This window comes from Streptomyces hygroscopicus subsp. hygroscopicus, assembly GCF_030269125.1.
GTDB classification, from domain to species: domain Bacteria; phylum Actinomycetota; class Actinomycetes; order Streptomycetales; family Streptomycetaceae; genus Streptomyces; species Streptomyces hygroscopicus_C.
In genome coordinates this window covers 736604-753154 of sequence record NZ_BSSM01000002.1, presented here as the reverse complement: position 1 = coordinate 753154, position 16551 = coordinate 736604, and the positions used below count along the sequence as shown (strand labels likewise).

The following is a 16551-nucleotide window of genomic DNA, read 5'->3' as shown; positions in this document are numbered from 1 at the left end:
TGACGATAGGAGAAGCGGCGGGGCGGCGCTCAGGACACGCCGAAACGCGCGGCCAACGCGTCCCGTTGACGTCGTACGAACGCCGCGTCGACCACCGCGCCGTGACCGGGCACGTACAACGCGTCCTCGCCGCCCAGCGCCAGCAGCCGGTCCAGCGCGTCCGGCCAGCGCGACGGTACGGCGTCCGGCCCCGCCTGGGGCTCCCCCGACTCCTCCACCAGGTCGCCGCAGAACACCACCTCCGGATCGCCCGGCACCAGAACGACCAGGTCATGGGCGGTGTGTCCGGGACCGACGTTGGCCAGCAGCACCTGCCGGCCCGGTCCCAGGTCCAGGGTGCGCTCCCCGGAGACCAGGTGCCGCGGCGGCACCAGCGCCAGCGCCGCCTCCTCGGCCTCCTCCGCCGGGAGCCCGTGGTGGACGGCGTCGTGCCGCAGCTCGTCCCGCCCGCGGCGGAACACCGCGTCCGCCCCCACCGCCGCGTACACCGCGGCCCCCGCGAACGCCGGGACCCCGAAGACATGGTCGAAATGGACATGGGTCAGCGCGAGATGGGTCACACGTCCACCGGCGAGCGCCTCGGCCGCGGACCGCAGCCGCGCCCCCTCCGCGAGGCTCGACCCGGCGTCCACCATGAGCGCCGTGCCCGCGCCCAGGACCAGCCCGGCCGTGCAGTCCCAGCCCGGCAGCCGGCACCGCCCCACCCCGGCGGCCAGCCGCTGCCATCCGCGCTCTTCCCAAGTCACCGTCATACCGCGACGCTAACCGCAGGAGCGGCAGCAGGGGCACCGACCTTGCCCTGTGTGTACCCCACGGCCGTACACTGGGCCGGGGAACGCTGGCACTCACATGCGAAGAGTGCCAAGGCGGACAACCGAGGGAACGAGGGGACGACATGCTGGAGGTGCGCGCGAATGCTGAGTGAACGCAGGCTTCAGGTGCTGCGCGCCATCGTCCAGGACTATGTCGGCACCGAGGAGCCGGTCGGGTCCAAGGCCCTGACCGAGCGGCACAGCCTCGGCGTGTCCCCGGCGACCGTACGCAACGACATGGCGGCCCTGGAGGACGAGGGGTACATCGCGCAGCCGCACACCAGCGCGGGGCGCATCCCCACCGACAAGGGCTACCGGCTGTTCGTCGACAAGCTCGCCGGCGTCAAGCCGATGACCGCGCCCGAGCGGCGCGCGATCCAGAACTTCCTGGACGGCGCCGTCGACCTCGACGACGTCGTGGCGCGTACGGTACGGCTGCTCGCGCAGCTGACCCGGCAGGTCGCCGTCGTGCAGTACCCGTCCCTGACCCGGTCCACCGTGCGGCACGTGGAACTGCTCGCGCTCGCCCCCGCGCGCGTGATGCTCGTGCTGATCACGGACACCGGCCGGGTCGAGCAGCGGATGGTCGACTGCCCGGCGCCGTTCGGCGAGGCGTCCCTCGCGGACCTGCGCGCGCGGCTCAACAGCCGGGTCGCGGGCCGCCGGTTCGCGGACGTGCCGACGCTGGTCGAGGACCTGCCGGACGCCTTCGAACACGAGGATCGCGGTACGGTCTCCACGGTGCTCTCCACCCTTCTGGAGACACTGGTCGAGGAGAACGAGGAGCGGCTGATGATCGGCGGCACCGCCAATCTCACCCGTTTCGGACACGACTTCCCCCTCACGATCCGGCCCGTCCTGGAGGCCCTCGAGGAGCAGGTCGTGCTCCTCAAGCTCCTCGGCGAGGCGAAGGATCCGGGCATGACCGTGCGCATCGGGCACGAGATCGCCCACGAAGGACTCAACTCAACCTCCGTGGTGTCGGTGGGCTACGGTTCGGGCGGCGAGGCGGTTGCCAAGCTCGGCGTGGTCGGACCGACCCGCATGGACTACCCGGGAACGATGGGAGCGGTACGCGCAGTGGCACGGTACGTCGGACAGATCCTGGCGGAGTCGTAAGTGGCCACGGACTACTACGCCGTTCTCGGCGTGCGCCGCGACGCGTCGCAGGATGAGATCAAGAAGGCGTTCCGGCGGCTCGCGCGCGAGCTGCACCCGGACGTCAACCCGGATCCGAAGACCCAGGAGCGGTTCAAGGAGATCAACGCCGCTTACGAGGTGCTGTCGGACCCGCAGAAGAAGCAGGTCTACGACCTCGGCGGGGACCCCCTCTCGCAGTCCGGCGGCGCCGGCGCGGGCGGCTTCGGGGCCGGTGGCTTCGGCAACTTCTCCGACATCATGGACGCGTTCTTCGGTACGGCGTCGCAGCGCGGGCCGCGCTCGCGCACCCGGCGCGGCCAGGACGCGATGATCCGGATCGAGGTCGAGCTGGACGAGGCGGCCTTCGGGACGACCAAGGACATCCAGGTCGACACGGCGGTCGTCTGCAACACCTGCAACGGCGAGGGCGCGGCGCCCGGCACGTCGGCGCAGACGTGTGACATGTGCCGCGGCCGCGGTGAGGTCTCGCAGGTCACCCGGTCCTTCCTGGGCCAGGTCATGACCTCACGGCCGTGCCCCCAGTGCCAGGGCTTCGGGACCGTGGTCCCCACGCCGTGCCCGGAGTGCGCCGGGGACGGGCGGGTCCGCTCGCGTCGCACGCTGACCGTGAAGATCCCGGCCGGTGTCGACAACGGCACGCGGATCCAGCTCGCCGGTGAGGGCGAGGTCGGGCCCGGTGGCGGTCCGGCCGGTGACCTGTACGTCGAGATCCACGAGCTGCCGCACTCCACGTTCCAGCGGCGCGGCGACGACCTGCACTGCACGGTGACGATCCCGATGACCGCGGCTGCGCTCGGCACGAAGGTGCCGCTGGAGACGCTGGACGGCCTGGAGGAGGTCGACATCCGGCCGGGTACGCAGTCCGGGCAGTCGATCCCGCTGCACGGCCGGGGCGTCACGCATCTGCGGGGCGGCGGCCGGGGCGACCTGATCGTGCACGTCGAGGTGCAGACGCCGACGAAGCTGGACCCGGAGCAGGAGCGACTGCTGCGCGAGCTGGCCAAGCTGCGGGGCGAGGAGCGGCCGCAGGGCCAGTTCCAGCCGGGTCAGCAGGGCCTGTTCTCGCGGCTGAAGGACGCGTTCAACGGACGCTGACGGGTGAGCCGGGGGCGCGCCCCCCGGCCCGGCCACCTGCCGGGAAGCGCAGGTGCGCGCGGTATATGCCGAGACCGGCACCCGATTCGGACTTGTTCGGGGGACGTGACACCATGCGGTCATGTCCTCCGCACTGACCGATCTTCTCCGTCACCCGATCGTGCAGGCCCCCATGGCCGGCGGCGTCTCCGTGCCGGAGCTGGTCGCGGCCGTGGGCGGGGCCGGCGGGCTCGGGTTCCTGGCCGCCGGGTACAAGACGGCCGACGGCATGTACCAGGAGATCAAGCGGCTGCGGAGCCTCACCGACGGTCCCTTCGGCGTCAATGTGTTCATGCCGCAGCCGGAGTACGCGGAGAGCGGCGCGGTCGAGGTCTACGCCCACCAGCTCGCCGGCGAGGCCGCCTGGTACGAGACCGAGCTGGGCGATCCGGACAGCGGCCGGGACGACGGCTACGACGCCAAGCTCGCGGTGCTCCTGGACGACCCGGTGCCCGCGGTCTCCTTCCACTTCGGCGTGCCGAGCCGGGAGGCGCTGGAGCGGCTGCGGCGGGCCGGCACCGTCACGCTGGTCACCGCCACCACCGCCGAGGAGGCCGTCGCCGTGGAGCGGGCCGGGGCGGACGCGGTGATCGCCCAGGGCGTGGAGGCCGGCGGCCACCAGGGCACGCACCGGGACATCGCGGAGAACGACGGCACCGGCATCGGCCTGCTGTCCCTGATCACGCAGATCCGCGAGGCCGTCCGCCTCCCGGTCGTCGCCGCGGGCGGCATCATGCGCGGCGCCCAGATCGCCGCCGTCCTCGCGGCGGGCGCGAGCGCCGCCCAACTGGGCACCGCCTTCCTCGCCACCCCCGAGTCCGGTGCGCCCGAGGTGCACAAGCAGGCGCTGACCAACCCCCTGTTCGCGCGCACGGAGACCACCCGCGCGTTCACCGGCCGTCCGGCGCGCGCCCTGGTCAACCGCTTCCTGCGCGAGCACGGGCCGTACGCGCCCGCCGCCTACCCGGAGATCAACCACCTCACCGCGCCGCTGCGCAAGGCCGCCGCGAAGGCCGGGGACGCGCAGGGCATGGCGCTGTGGGCGGGCCAGGGCCACCGGCTGGCCCGGGAACTGCCCGCCGCACGCCTGGTGGAGGTACTGGTCGCAGAACTCGCCGAGGCCCGTGCCCGGTTGGCCGAACGTCCCGTGATCGGTGGTGGACAGCGATGACCGCGCCCGTCTTCGTCGTACCGGACTTCACCCCGGACGGCGACCGCTACGTCCTGGACGGTCCCGAGGGCCGGCACGCGGTCTCGGTCAAGCGTCTGGAGGCCGGCGAGGAGGTCGTGCTCACCGACGGCGCGGGGCGCTACGCGGTGTGCGAGGTGCTCGGCAGCGAGGGCAAGGACCGGCTGGTCGTACGGATGCCGGAGGTGTCCGAGGAGCCCGCGCCGCGGCCCCGGATCACGGTGGTGCAGGCGCTGCCCAAGGGGGACCGGGGGGAGCTGGCCGTCGAGACGATGACCGAGGTCGGGGTCGACGCGATCGTGCCGTGGCAGGCCGCGCGCTGCATCACGCAGTGGAGGGGCGAGCGGGGGCTCAAGGCGCTCGGCAAGTGGCGGGCCACGGCGCGCGAGGCCGGCAAGCAGTCGCGGCGGGTGCGTTTCCCGCAGGTCGCGGAGGCGGCGACCACCAAGCAGGTGGCGGCGCTCTTGGCCGAGGCCGACTTCGCCGGGGTGCTGCACTCCGACTTCGAGCACGCCAGCGAGCCGCTGGCCACGGCCGAACTCCCCGCCGACGGCGATATCGTGCTGGTCGTGGGGCCCGAAGGGGGCGTCTCCCGCGACGAGTTGGCGCTCTTCGAGGAGGCGGGCGCGAAGGCGTACGTCCTCGGGCCGAGCGTGATGCGTACATCCACCGCCGGCACCGCCGCCGCGGCCCTCCTGCTGGGCCGCACCGGCCGCTGGTCCTGAACATCGTCCGGGGGACACCATGGAACTCGCCCAAGTACGGCTCCTCGTCACCGACTTCGCGGCCTGCTACCGCTTCTACGCCGACGTCCTCGGCCTGAAGCCGCAGTCCGGTGCGACCGAGGGCCCCTACGAGAAGTTCAGCCCCCACGCCGGGTCCGCCGGCATCGCCCTCCAGGACCGCGCCATGATGGCCGAACTCCTCCCCGAACTCGCCGCCCCCGCCGACGGCCACCGCTCCCTGGTCGTCCTGCGCGTCGACGACCTCGACGCCTACTGCGCCGACATCACCTCCCGCGGCGCCACCCTCCTCCAGCCCCCGACCCCCCTGACCGACCGCATGCGTGTCGCCCACCTCAAGGACCCGGAGGACAACCTGGTGGAACTCCAGGAGTGGTTGCTGCTGCGGGGCTGAGCGGCAACCGCCCCCCGGCACGGGCCGCTTCGGACGACCCGGCCCGCCGAACGGGTGAGTGGCCGTGCACGGGCTTCCGTCCGCCCCCGTGCGGTGGCACGCTGCCGTGCATGGGGGCATTCATGTGGATTCGACCGCGGGTGACCGTCGTCGCCGGGATCGTCGTCGCGGCCGGTGGGGCCCTCGTGGCGTGTCAGCCGGATGTGCTCGGGTCGGCGAGTGTCGCCTACACCACCGGGACGACCGCCACCGCCCGGCTGGAACAGGCGCATGTGGACGTCGGCTGGCTCAACTGCACCGGTGACTCGGGCGGCGGGACCGGCGCGACGCCCTCGCCGGGGGAGACCGCCGTCGTCTCCGTCGACTGCCGGGGGGAGACCCGGGACCGGCGGAGGATCACCGTCGATGGCGAGGTGACGCGGGCCGTGAGCGGGGCCTGTGTGCGGGGCGATCTGCGGGCCAGGGTCGGGGGGAAGCAGGTGTTCCACGTCAGCGGGCTCGGCGACTGCGACGCCGCGTCGGGGCCCACGTACCGCCCGCCCGGCTACCCGACCGTCGGCCCGCGGCCCGCGGTGACGGTCACCGTCACCCGGACCGTCTGGTGCCCGAACGATCCCGTCTGCCTGCCCGTGCAGGGCAAGTGATCGGAAATGGGCACGCGCACGGCGGCCACTGCGTAAGGTGACGGGGTGACTCAGGGCGCTTCGACAGGAACCTCCGGCTACCTCCGATTCCCGCACCTGCACGGCGACTTGGTGACTTTCGTCGCCGAGGACGACGTGTGGCTGGCCCCCCTCGACGGAGGCCGCGCCTGGCGGGCCAGTGCCGACAACGTCCCGGTGAACCATCCCCGCATCTCGCCCGACGGCACCACCCTCGCCTGGACCTCGACCCGCGACGGCGCCCCCGAGGTGCACATCGCGCCCGTCGCCGGCGGCCCCGCCAAACGCCTCACCTACTGGGGCAGTTGGAGGACCCAGGTCCGCGGCTGGACCCCCGAGGGCCACGTCCTCGCGCTGAGCACCACCGGCCAGCCCAGCCTGCGCCGCACCTGGGCCCGCGCCGTCCCCCTCGACGGCGGACCCGCCACCACCCTCCCGTACGGCCCCGTCGGCGAGGTCGCCCACGGCCCGCACCCCGTCCTGCTGTCCGCCCCGATGGGCCGCGAGGCCGCCTGGTGGAAGCGCTACCGCGGCGGCACCGCCGGCAAGCTGTGGATCGACCGGGAGGGGGAGGGGCGGTTCGTCCGGCTGCACGAGGAACTCGACGGGAACATCGAGTACCCCCTCTGGGTCGGCGACCGCATCGCCTTCCTCTGTGACCACGAGGGCACCGGCGCCCTCTACTCCTCCCGCGCCGACGGCTCCGACCTGCGCAGGCACACTCCCCTCGACGGTTTCTACGCCCGCCACGCCGCCGGTGACGGCACCCGCGTCGTCTACTCCAGCGCCGGCCGGCTCTGGCTCCTGGACGACCTCGACGGCGCCGCCCCCCGCCCCCTGGACGTCCGCCTCGGCGGCCCCCGCGTCGACCTCCAGCCCTTCCAGGTGAACGCCTCCCGCTGGTTCGGCTCGGCCGCCCCCGACCACACCGCCCGCGGCAGTGCCGTCGGCCTGCGCGGCACGGTCCACTGGGTCACCCACCGCTCCGGTCCGGTCCGCGCGCTCGCCGCCGAACCCGGCGTCCGCACCCGGCTGCCCCGCACCTTCCGTGCCGACGGCGAGGAATGGGTCGTCTGGGTCACCGACGCCGAGGGCGAGGACGCCCTGGAGTTCGCCCCCGCCACCGGCCCCGCCCTCGGCGCCACCCCGCGCCGGCTCGCCGCCGGACGCCTCGGCCGGGTCCTGGAACTCGCCATGGCCCCCGACGGCAGCCGCGCCGCCGTCGCCGCCCACGACGGCCGGCTGCTGCTGGTCGAGCGGGAGACCGGCGAGGTCCGCGAGGTCGACCGCAGCGAGGACGGCGACGTCCGCGACCTCACCTTCTCGCCCGACTCCGCCTGGCTCGCCTGGACCCACCCCGGCCCCCGCCCGCTGTGCCAGCTGCGCCTCGCGCACACCACCGACCTGACCGTCAGCGAGGCCACGCCGCTGCGCTTCCAGGACCACGCGCCCGCCTTCACCCTCGACGGCAAGCACCTCGCCTTCCTCTCCAACCGCTCCTTCGACCCGGTCTACGACGAGCACGTCTTCGACCTGGCCTTCGTGGAGGGCACCCGCCCCTACCTGATCACGCTCGCCGCGACCACCCCCTCCCCGTTCGGGCCCCAGCGCCACGGCCGCCCGTTCGAGACCTCCGACAAGGAGGAGACCCCCGACAGCGAGGGCGTGCCCGCCACCCGGATCGACCTCGACGGGCTCGCCGACCGCATCGTGCCCTTCCCGGTCGAGGCCGCCCGCTACGGCAACCTGCGCGCGGCCAAGGACGGCGTCCTGTGGCTGCGGCACCCGTTGCACGGTGTCCTCGGCACCACCCGCGCCACCCCCGACGAGGCCGACCCCAGCACCGAACTGGAGCGCTACGACCTCGCCCAGCAGCGCCTGGAACACCTCTCCGCCGACGCCGACCACTTCGAGGTCAGCGGCGACGGCAAGCGGGTCCTGCTGTGGACCGACGGCAAGCTCAAGGTCGTACCCAGCGACCGGCGCGCCTCCTCCGACGAGGACAGCGACTCCAACATCACCGTCGACCTCGGCCGCATCCGGCAGACCGTCGACCCCGCCGCCGAGTGGCGGCAGATGTACGACGAGACCGGCCGCCTCATGCGCGACAACTTCTGGCGTCCCGACCTCGGCGGCATCGACTGGGACGGCGTCCTCGACCGTTACCGCCCCGTCCTCGACCGCCTCGCCACCCACGACGACCTCGTGGACCTGCTGTGGGAGGTGCACGGCGAACTCGGCACCTCGCACGCCTACGTCATCCCCCGCGGCGGCTACGGCGGCGGCCCCCGCCAGGGCCTGCTCGGCGCCGACATCTCCCGCCACGAGGACGGGAGTTGGCGCGTCGACCGCATCCTGCCCTCGGAGACCTCGGACCCGGACGCCCGCAGCCCGCTCGCCGCGCCCGGCGTCGCCGTCCGCCCCGGGGACGCGATCCTCGCCGTCTCGGGCCACCCCGTCGACCCGGTGACCGGACCCGGCCCCCTGCTCACCGGCACGGCCGGACGCCCCGTCGAACTCACCGTCTCGCCCGCGGCCGGCGGCGACCCCCGGCACGTCGTGGTCGTCCCGCTCGCCGACGAGGAACCCCTGCGCTACCACGCCTGGGTCGCCGACCGCCGCGCCCATGTCCACGAGCGCTCCGACGGCCGCCTCGGCTACCTGCACGTCCCCGACATGCAGGCCCCCGGCTGGGCCCAGATCCACCGCGACCTGCGCGTCGAGGTCGCCCGCGAGGGCCTGATCGTGGACGTGCGCGAGAACCGGGGCGGCCACACCTCCCAACTCGTCGTGGAGAAACTGGCCCGCCGCATCATCGGCTGGGACCTTCCCCGCGGCCGGCGCCCCTTCAGCTACCCCCAGCACGCCCCGCGCGGCCCCGTCGTCGCCGTCGCCAACGAGTTCTCCGGCTCCGACGGCGACATCGTCAACGCCGCCATCAGGGCCCTCGGCATCGGCCCCGTCGTCGGCACCCGCACCTGGGGCGGCGTCATCGGCATCGACAGCCGCTACCGCCTCGTCGACGGCACCCTGGTCACCCAGCCCAAGTACGCCATGTGGCTGGAGGGTCCCGGCTGGACCATGGAGAACCACGGCGTCGACCCGGACGTGGAGGTCGTACAGACCCCGCAGGACTGGGCGAGGGGTGCGGATACGCAGTTGGACGAGGCGATAAGGCTGGCATTGGCGGCATTGGAGGCGGTACCGGCGAAAACGCCTCCGGCGCTGCCGACTTAAGGGCGCGGGGGACCACGCGAGCACCCCACGACCCACCCGCACCCGAACGACTACGATGCCCCCCGTACACGCATCCCGGCGAAAGCGAGCGCACGCGAAATGGCTGGAGAACCGCAGGACGACTGCCTGTTCTGCAAAATCGTCGCGGGCCACATCCCGGCCACGATCGTCCGCGAGACGGACACCACCATCGCCTTCCGGGACATCAACCCCCAGGCGCCCACGCACATCCTGGTGATCCCCAGGGTCCATTACCGGGATGTCGCCGCGCTCGCCGCCGGCGCCCCCCAGATCGCGGCGGACGTGCTGCGCGAGACCCAGGCCGTGGCCGACGAGGAGAAGCTCGACAGCTACCGCGTCGTCTTCAACACCGGAACCGGCGCGGGCCAGACCGTCTGGCACGCCCACGGGCACGTGCTCGGCGGCCGTGGCCTCGAGTGGCCGCCCGGATAGTCCGCCGTGTCCGTCCGTGAACTCGTGGTGCTGGGCACCGCCAGCCAGGTCCCGACCCGGCACCGCAACCACAACGGCTACCTGCTGCGCTGGGACGGCGAGGGCATCCTCTTCGACCCCGGCGAGGGCACCCAGCGCCAGATGCTGCGCGCCGGGGCCGCCGCGCACGACCTGAACCGCCTGTGCGTCACCCACTTCCACGGCGACCACTGCCTCGGCCTCGCCGGGATCATCCAGCGGATCAACCTGGACCAGGTGCCGCACCGGGTCACCGCGCACTACCCGGCCTCCGGGCAGCGCTTCTTCGACCGGCTGCGGTACGCCACCGCGTACCGGGAGACCGTGGGCGTCACCGAGGCCCCGGTGGCCGCCGACGGCACCCTCGCGGTGACGCCGTCGTACACCCTGGAGGCCCGCAGGCTGTCGCACCCGGTGGAGTCGTACGGCTACCGGCTCACCGAGCCCGACGGCCGCCGGATGCTGCCCGAGCGGCTCGCCGCGCACGGGATCAAGGGCCCGGACGTGGGCGTGCTCCAGCGCGAGGGACGGCTCGGGGACGTGACGCTGGAGGAGGTCAGCGAGGTACGGCGCGGACAGCGGTTCGCGTTCGTCATGGACACCCGGCTCTGCGAGGGCGTCCACGCGCTCGCCGAGGGCTGCGACCTGCTCGTCATCGAGTCCACCTTCCTGGACGAGGACCGGGAACTGGCGGCGGAACACGGGCACCTGACGGCCGGGCAGGCGGGGGCGGTGGCGAGGGAGGCGGGAGTGCGGCACCTCGTGCTCACCCACTTCAGCCAGCGGTACTCCGAACCCGGGGAGTTCGAGCGGCAGGCGCGGGCCGCCGGCTTCGAGGGTGAGCTGACGGTGGCGTACGACCTTCAGCGAGTGCCGGTTCCGAAACGTCGGTGAACGCGCCGTACGATGCTTTGATGCCCCTCCCCAAAGCAGAACTGCACCTCCACATCGAAGGCACCCTGGAGCCGGACCTCGCCTTCGAGCTGGCCGCCCGCAACGGCGTGAAGCTGCCCTACGCCGACACGGACGAACTGCGCGAGGCGTACCGGTTCGAGGACCTCCAGTCCTTCCTGGACCTGTACTACGAGCTGATGGCCGTCCTGCGCACCGAGCGGGACTTCGAGGACCTCGCCGACGCCTATCTGGCCCGCGCCGCGACCCAGGGGGTGCGGCACGCGGAGATCTTCTTCGACCCGCAGGCCCACCTGGCCCGGGGCCTGGACATGGGCACCGTCGTGGAGGGGCTGTGGCGGGCGCTCGGCCGCAGCGAGGAGAACCACGGCATCTCCACGAAGCTCATCATGTGCTTCCTGCGCGACGAGTCCGCCGACTCCGCGCTGGAGACCCTCGACGCAGCCCGACCCTACCTGGACCGGATCACCGGCATCGGCCTCGACTCCGCCGAGGTCGGGCACCCGCCGGTGAAGTTCCGCGAGGTGTACGAGGCCGCCGCCGCGCTCGGGCTGCGCCGGGTGGCGCACGCCGGCGAGGAGGGGCCGCCGGAGTACATCGCCGAGGCCCTGGACCTGCTCGGCGTCGAGCGCGTCGACCACGGGCTGCGCTGCATGGAGGACCCCGCGCTGGTCGAGCGGCTGGTGCGGGAGCGGATCCCGCTCACCCTGTGCCCGCTGTCCAACGTCCGGCTGCGCGCGGTGGACACCCTGGCCGACCACCCGCTGCCGGCCATGCTGGACGCCGGGCTGCTGTGCACCGTCAACTCCGACGACCCGGCCTACTTCGGCGGGTACGCCGAGGACAACTTCCGGGCCGTGCGCGAGAGTCTCGGGCTGACCGAGGAGCGGCTGCGCGAGCTGGCCCGCAACTCCTTCCTCGCCTCCTTCCTGGAGGACGACGAGGAACGCCGCGCCCGGTACCTGGCCGAGGTGGACGCGTACGCGTTCTGAGCGTGTCCGGACGGGGTCCCGGCATGGGCTATGATTGATCATGTCGAGGCCGCCGGAACTCCGGTAGCCGGACAGTGCGTTGGTGGTCCAAGGAAAGACGCCCCGCTTCCTGCGGGGAAATGCAGGTGCAAGGCCTGCCCGGCGCTCAAGGTGAGCCCCGTCCCGCGATGCGCGGGGCGGGGCTCTTTCCCGTTCGCGGACCCGGCCGTATGCCCGTGCGCGGTGACCGCCGTGGTGCACACTGGCCAGACCCGCACACCAGGGAGCGCACCGTGACCTCGTCGCACACCCTCACCGGAGAGGAACCCGAGCACCTCACCCCGGCGGGGCACCGCCAGGCCCAGGTCGATCCGCTCGCCGCCCGGCGGGCGCCCGGGGACCCGCCCTGGGACGTCTATCTCACGGGCACCGTCTTCCTCGACATCATCTTCACCGGCCTCGACTCGGCGCCCGTGCGCGGCACGGAGTCCTGGGCGCGGGGCATGGGGTCCAGCCCCGGCGGGGTCGCCAACATGGCCAGCGCGCTGGCCCGGCTCGGGCTGCGGACCTCGCTCGCGGCCGCGTTCGGGGACGACCACTACGGGGAGTACTGCTGGGACGCGCTGGAACAGGGCGAGGGGATCGACCTCACGCCGTCGCGGACGGTGCCCGGCTGGCACTCACCGGTGACGGTGTCCATGGCGTACGAGGGCGAGCGGACGATGGTCTCGCACGGGCACGAGCCGCCGCCGGAGGAGCCGGCCCCCGACTGCCCGCCCCGCGCCAGGGCCGCGGTCGCCTCCCTCACGCCGGGCCGCCGGGCCCCCTGGATCGCCCAGGCGGCGCGCGAGGGGACACGGATCTTCGCCGACGTCGGCTGGGACGAGACGGGCGCGTGGGACCTCGCGGGGCTGCCCGACCTCGAACACTGCGAGGCGTTCCTGCCCAACGCGGAGGAGGCGAAGCGGTACACCGGCGCCGACTGCCCCCGGCTCGCCGCGCACGCGCTCACCGAGTACGTGCCGGTGGCGGTGGTGACGCTGGGCTCCGAGGGCGCGTACGCCGTCGACCGCCGGACCGGCGAGGCCGCCGAGGTCCCGGCGATCGCGGTGCAGGCGCTGGACCCCACGGGCGCGGGCGACGTCTTCGTGGCCGGCTTCGTGACGGGCTCCCTGGCGGGCTGGCCCCTGGCGGACCGGCTGGCCTTCGCGGGCCTCACGGCGGCGCTGTCGGTGCAGGAGTTCGGGGGATCGCTGTCGGCACCGGGGTGGTCGGAGATCGGCGCGTGGTGGCGCCGGGTGCAGTCCCTGCCGGGCCAGGACCCGATGGCGCTGCGGCGGTACGCCTTCCTCGACGGACTGGTCCCCAGGGAGTTGGACCGCCCCTGGCCGCTGCGCCGGGCGGTGCCGACGATCGGCTTCCGGCGCTCCAGCTGACCGGCGGACGACCGCGGCCGGACGCGCGGCCCGGACCGGTGGAAAAGTCCTACAGGCTTGTACGTCGTCCGGCGTACCCTGGACAGCGACGAGGCCGCCCTGCGTTGTGCGGTCGTGATCAGGAGGAAGCGCAAGGCCTTCGCGCCGGCCCATGACACAGACACCCACAGCTCACACCCCCGCGCAGGAGCAGGCGAGAGCGCAGCTCACCGTCCCCGCCCAGCACCCCATGGTGACCGTTCTGGGTTCCGGCGACTCCCTCCTGCGTGTGATCGAGAGGGCCTTCCCGGCGGCCGACATCCATGTCCGGGGCAATGAGATCAGCGCGGTGGGCGACCCGGTCGACGTCGCCCTGATCTCCCGCGTGTTCGACGAGATGATGCTGGTGCTCCGCACCGGGCAGCCGATGACGGAGGACGCAGTGGAACGCTCGATCGCCATGCTCAAGGCGAGCGAGAACGGTACGAACGACGGTTCGGAGACCCCGGCCGAGGTGCTGACGCAGAACATCCTGTCCTCGCGCGGCCGCACCATCCGCCCCAAGACCCTCAACCAGAAGCGCTATGTCGACGCGATCGACAAGCACACGGTCGTCTTCGGCATCGGCCCCGCCGGTACCGGCAAGACCTACCTGGCCATGGCCAAGGCCGTCCAGGCCCTCCAGTCCAAGCAGGTCAACCGGATCATCCTCACCCGGCCCGCGGTCGAGGCCGGCGAGCGGCTGGGCTTCCTGCCCGGCACGCTCTACGAGAAGATCGACCCCTACCTGCGCCCGCTGTACGACGCGCTGCACGACATGCTCGACCCGGACTCCATCCCGAAGCTGATGGCCGCCGGGACGATCGAGGTCGCCCCGCTGGCGTACATGCGCGGCCGCACGCTCAACGACGCCTTCATCATCCTGGACGAGGCCCAGAACACGAGCCCCGAGCAGATGAAGATGTTCCTCACCCGCCTCGGCTTCGACTCGAAGATCGTGATCACGGGTGACGTGACGCAGGTCGACCTGCCGAACGGGCAGAAGTCGGGTCTGCGCCAGGTCCAGGAGATCCTGGAGGGCGTCGAGGACGTGCACTTCTCCCGGCTGTCGTCCCACGATGTCGTACGGCACAAGCTGGTGGGCCGTATTGTCGACGCGTACGAGAAGTACGACAGCAAGAACGGCACCGAGAACGGCACCCACAAGGGCGGCCGTGTCAGAACCGGCGCCAAGGGCACCAAGGGGAAGTAGACCGGCGAGCATGTCGATCGACGTCAACAACGAATCCGGCACCGAGGTCGACGAGCAGGCGATCCTCGACATCGCCCGCTACGCGCTCGCGCGGATGCGCATCCACCCGCTCTCCGAGCTGTCGGTGATCGTCGTGGACGCCGACGCCATGGAGCAGCTGCACATCCAGTGGATGGACCTGCCCGGCCCCACCGATGTCATGTCCTTCCCGATGGACGAGCTGCGCCCGCCGGGCAAGGACGACGAGGAGCCCCCGCAGGGGCTGCTCGGCGACATCGTGCTGTGCCCGGAGGTGGCCGCCAAGCAGGGGGCGGACGCCCCGACGCAGCACTCCATGGACGAGGAGCTCCAGCTGCTCACCGTCCACGGCGTGCTGCACCTGCTGGGGTACGACCACGAGGAGCCCGACGAGAAGGCCGAGATGTTCGGGCTCCAGGCCGCCATCGTGGACGGCTGGCGGGCCGAGCACGGCCTGACCGGGCCCTCCCCGGCGCCGACCGTCTCGTAAGCCGGCCGTATGTCCCCGCAGATCGTGATCGGCGCGATCGCGCTGGTCGTCGTCGCCTGGCTCGCCGCCTGCGCGGAGGCGGGCCTGGCCCGGGTCTCCAGCTTCCGGGCCGAGGAGGCCGTGAAGTCCGGGCGGCGCGGCGGCGCCAAGCTGGCGCAGATCGCCGCCGACCCCACCCGCTACCTCAACGTGGCCCTCCTGGTCCGCGTCGCCTGCGAGATGGCGGCCGCGGCCCTGGTCACCTACGCCTGCCTGGAGGAGTTCCCCGCCACCTGGCAGGCCCTGCTGGTCGCCATCGCCGTGATGGTCCTGGTGTCGTACGTCGCCGTCGGCGTCTCCCCGCGCACCATCGGACGCCAGCACCCGCTGAACACCGCGACCGCCGCCGCGTACGTCCTGGTGCCGCTGGCCCGGGTGATGGGCCCGATCCCCTCACTGCTGATCCTCCTCGGCAACGCGCTCACCCCCGGCAAGGGCTTCCGGCACGGCCCGTTCGCCTCCGAGGCGGAGCTGCGCGCGCTGGTCGACCTCGCCGAGAAGGAGTCGCTGATCGAGGACGAGGAGCGCCGCATGGTGCACTCCGTCTTCGAGCTGGGCGACACCCTGGTGCGCGAGGTCATGGTGCCGCGCACCGACCTGGTGACCATCGAGCGGTTCAAGACCATCCGGCAGGCCCTCACCCTCGCCCTGCGCTCCGGGTTCTCCCGGATCCCGGTCACCGGTGAGAGCGAGGACGACATCGTCGGCATCGTGTATCTGAAGGACCTGGTCCGCAAGACGCACATCAGCCGGGACGCCGAAAGCGACCTGGTGTCGACGGCCATGCGTCCGGCGGTCTTCGTGCCCGACACCAAGAACGCCGGCGACCTGCTGCGCGAGATGCAGAAGGAGCGCAACCACGTCGCCGTCGTCATCGACGAGTACGGCGGTACCGCGGGCATCGTCACCATCGAGGACATCCTCGAGGAGATCGTCGGCGAGATCACCGACGAGTACGACCGTGAACTGCCGCCCGTGGTCGACCTCGGCGACGGGCGCTTCCGGGTCACCGCCCGCCTGGACATCACCGATCTCGGCGAGCTGTACGGCCTGGAGGAGTACGACGACGAGGACGTGGAGACCGTCGGCGGACTGCTGGCCAAGGCCCTCGGCCGCGTTCCGATCGCCGGCGCCCATGCCGAGGTCGAACTGCCCGACGAGCGGCGGCTGAAGCTCACGGCGGAGTCCTCCGCCGGCCGCCGCAACAAGATCGTCACCGTGCTGGTGGAACCCGCCGCGTCCGCCGGGGAGGAGAAGCCGGAGTGACCCCGGAGGAGCTGCGCGCCTTCTGCCTGTCCTTCAACGCGGCCGTGGAGGACTTCCCCTTCAACCCGGAGACCTCGGTCTTCAAGGTGCTGGGCAGGATGTTCGCCCTCACGGGCCTGGACACGCGGCCCCTGACGGTCAACCTCAAGTGCGACCCGGAGGACGCGCTGCGGCTGCGCGCCGACCACCCGGGCCTGATCGTCCCCGGCTGGCACATGAACAAGCGGCACTGGAACACCGTCACCGCCGACGGCGGCCTGCCGGACAAGCTGCTGCGCGAGCTGATCGAGGACTCGTACGACCTCGTCGTCGCCGGGCTGCCGAGGGCGGAGCGGCTGCGGCTGGACCGGCCGTAATCGCGTTGCCCCGGGGCGGGCGAGTTCGA

The 16551-nt window shown here is 72.6% G+C and carries 16 protein-coding genes; 15 read left to right on the top strand and 1 reads right to left on the bottom strand.

The annotated features are described in order from the left end of the window. Positions 1–29: 29 nt before the first annotated feature. Positions 30–752, bottom strand: coding sequence for an MBL fold metallo-hydrolase (locus QSK45_RS07885; RefSeq protein ID WP_285554561.1), 723 nt, complete (start codon positions 750–752; stop codon positions 30–32). 162 nt (positions 753–914) lie between these two features. On the opposite strand from QSK45_RS07885, the gene hrcA reads away from it, so the two are divergent. From hrcA to QSK45_RS07810, 15 genes are all read left to right on the top strand, one after another. Further along, complete coding sequence (hrcA, locus tag QSK45_RS07880; RefSeq protein ID WP_285554560.1) at positions 915–1931, top strand: heat-inducible transcriptional repressor HrcA; 1017 nt, start codon at positions 915–917, stop codon at positions 1929–1931. Next, complete coding sequence (gene dnaJ, locus QSK45_RS07875) at positions 1932–3068, top strand: molecular chaperone DnaJ (protein ID WP_285554559.1); 1137 nt, start codon at positions 1932–1934, stop codon at positions 3066–3068. A 121-nt stretch (positions 3069–3189) separates the two neighbouring features. After that, positions 3190–4278 carry a nitronate monooxygenase gene (locus QSK45_RS07870; RefSeq protein WP_285554558.1) on the top strand — a complete coding sequence of 363 codons (1089 nt, stop codon included), beginning with the start codon at positions 3190–3192 and terminating at the stop codon, positions 4276–4278. Beyond that, positions 4275–5021: a 16S rRNA (uracil(1498)-N(3))-methyltransferase gene (locus QSK45_RS07865; RefSeq protein ID WP_285554557.1), complete on the top strand. Its 747-nt coding sequence runs from the start codon at positions 4275–4277 to the stop codon at positions 5019–5021. The genes QSK45_RS07870 and QSK45_RS07865 overlap by 4 nt, the downstream gene beginning before the upstream one ends. A 19-nt stretch (positions 5022–5040) precedes the next feature. Beyond that, positions 5041–5433, top strand: a complete 393-nt coding sequence (locus QSK45_RS07860) for a VOC family protein (RefSeq protein ID WP_285554556.1) — start codon at positions 5041–5043, stop codon at positions 5431–5433. 110 nt (positions 5434–5543) lie between these two features. Beyond that, entirely contained in the window at positions 5544–6077 is a 534-nt protein-coding gene (locus tag QSK45_RS07855) for a hypothetical protein (protein ID WP_285554555.1), read from the top strand. Positions 6078–6122: 45 nt separating this feature from the next. Further along, positions 6123–9332, top strand: a complete 3210-nt coding sequence (locus tag QSK45_RS07850; RefSeq protein ID WP_490993512.1) for a S41 family peptidase — start codon at positions 6123–6125, stop codon at positions 9330–9332. A gap of 99 nt (positions 9333–9431) precedes the next feature. Next, entirely contained in the window at positions 9432–9785 is a 354-nt protein-coding gene (locus QSK45_RS07845; protein ID WP_285554553.1) for a histidine triad nucleotide-binding protein, read from the top strand. 6 nt (positions 9786–9791) lie between these two features. Further along, positions 9792–10697, top strand: a complete 906-nt coding sequence (locus tag QSK45_RS07840; RefSeq protein ID WP_285554551.1) for a ribonuclease Z — start codon at positions 9792–9794, stop codon at positions 10695–10697. 20 nt (positions 10698–10717) lie between these two features. Further along, positions 10718–11707, top strand: a complete 990-nt coding sequence (locus QSK45_RS07835; RefSeq protein ID WP_285554549.1) for an adenosine deaminase — start codon at positions 10718–10720, stop codon at positions 11705–11707. A gap of 272 nt (positions 11708–11979) precedes the next feature. Then, positions 11980–13122 carry a carbohydrate kinase family protein gene (locus QSK45_RS07830; RefSeq protein ID WP_285554548.1) on the top strand — a complete coding sequence of 381 codons (1143 nt, stop codon included), beginning with the start codon at positions 11980–11982 and terminating at the stop codon, positions 13120–13122. A 151-nt stretch (positions 13123–13273) separates the two neighbouring features. After that, on the top strand, positions 13274–14353 hold the full coding sequence (locus tag QSK45_RS07825) for a PhoH family protein (protein WP_285554547.1): 1080 nt from the start codon (positions 13274–13276) through the stop codon (positions 14351–14353). A 10-nt stretch (positions 14354–14363) separates the two neighbouring features. Then, positions 14364–14861 carry an rRNA maturation RNase YbeY gene (gene ybeY / locus QSK45_RS07820; protein ID WP_285554546.1) on the top strand — a complete coding sequence of 166 codons (498 nt, stop codon included), beginning with the start codon at positions 14364–14366 and terminating at the stop codon, positions 14859–14861. A gap of 9 nt (positions 14862–14870) precedes the next feature. Then, a complete protein-coding gene (locus QSK45_RS07815) occupies positions 14871–16166 on the top strand; it encodes a hemolysin family protein (protein WP_285554544.1) in 1296 nt (431 codons plus the stop codon). Continuing rightward, positions 16163–16522, top strand: a complete 360-nt coding sequence (locus QSK45_RS07810; RefSeq protein ID WP_285554543.1) for an MmcQ/YjbR family DNA-binding protein — start codon at positions 16163–16165, stop codon at positions 16520–16522. The genes QSK45_RS07815 and QSK45_RS07810 overlap by 4 nt, the downstream gene beginning before the upstream one ends. Positions 16523–16551 lie beyond the last annotated feature (29 nt).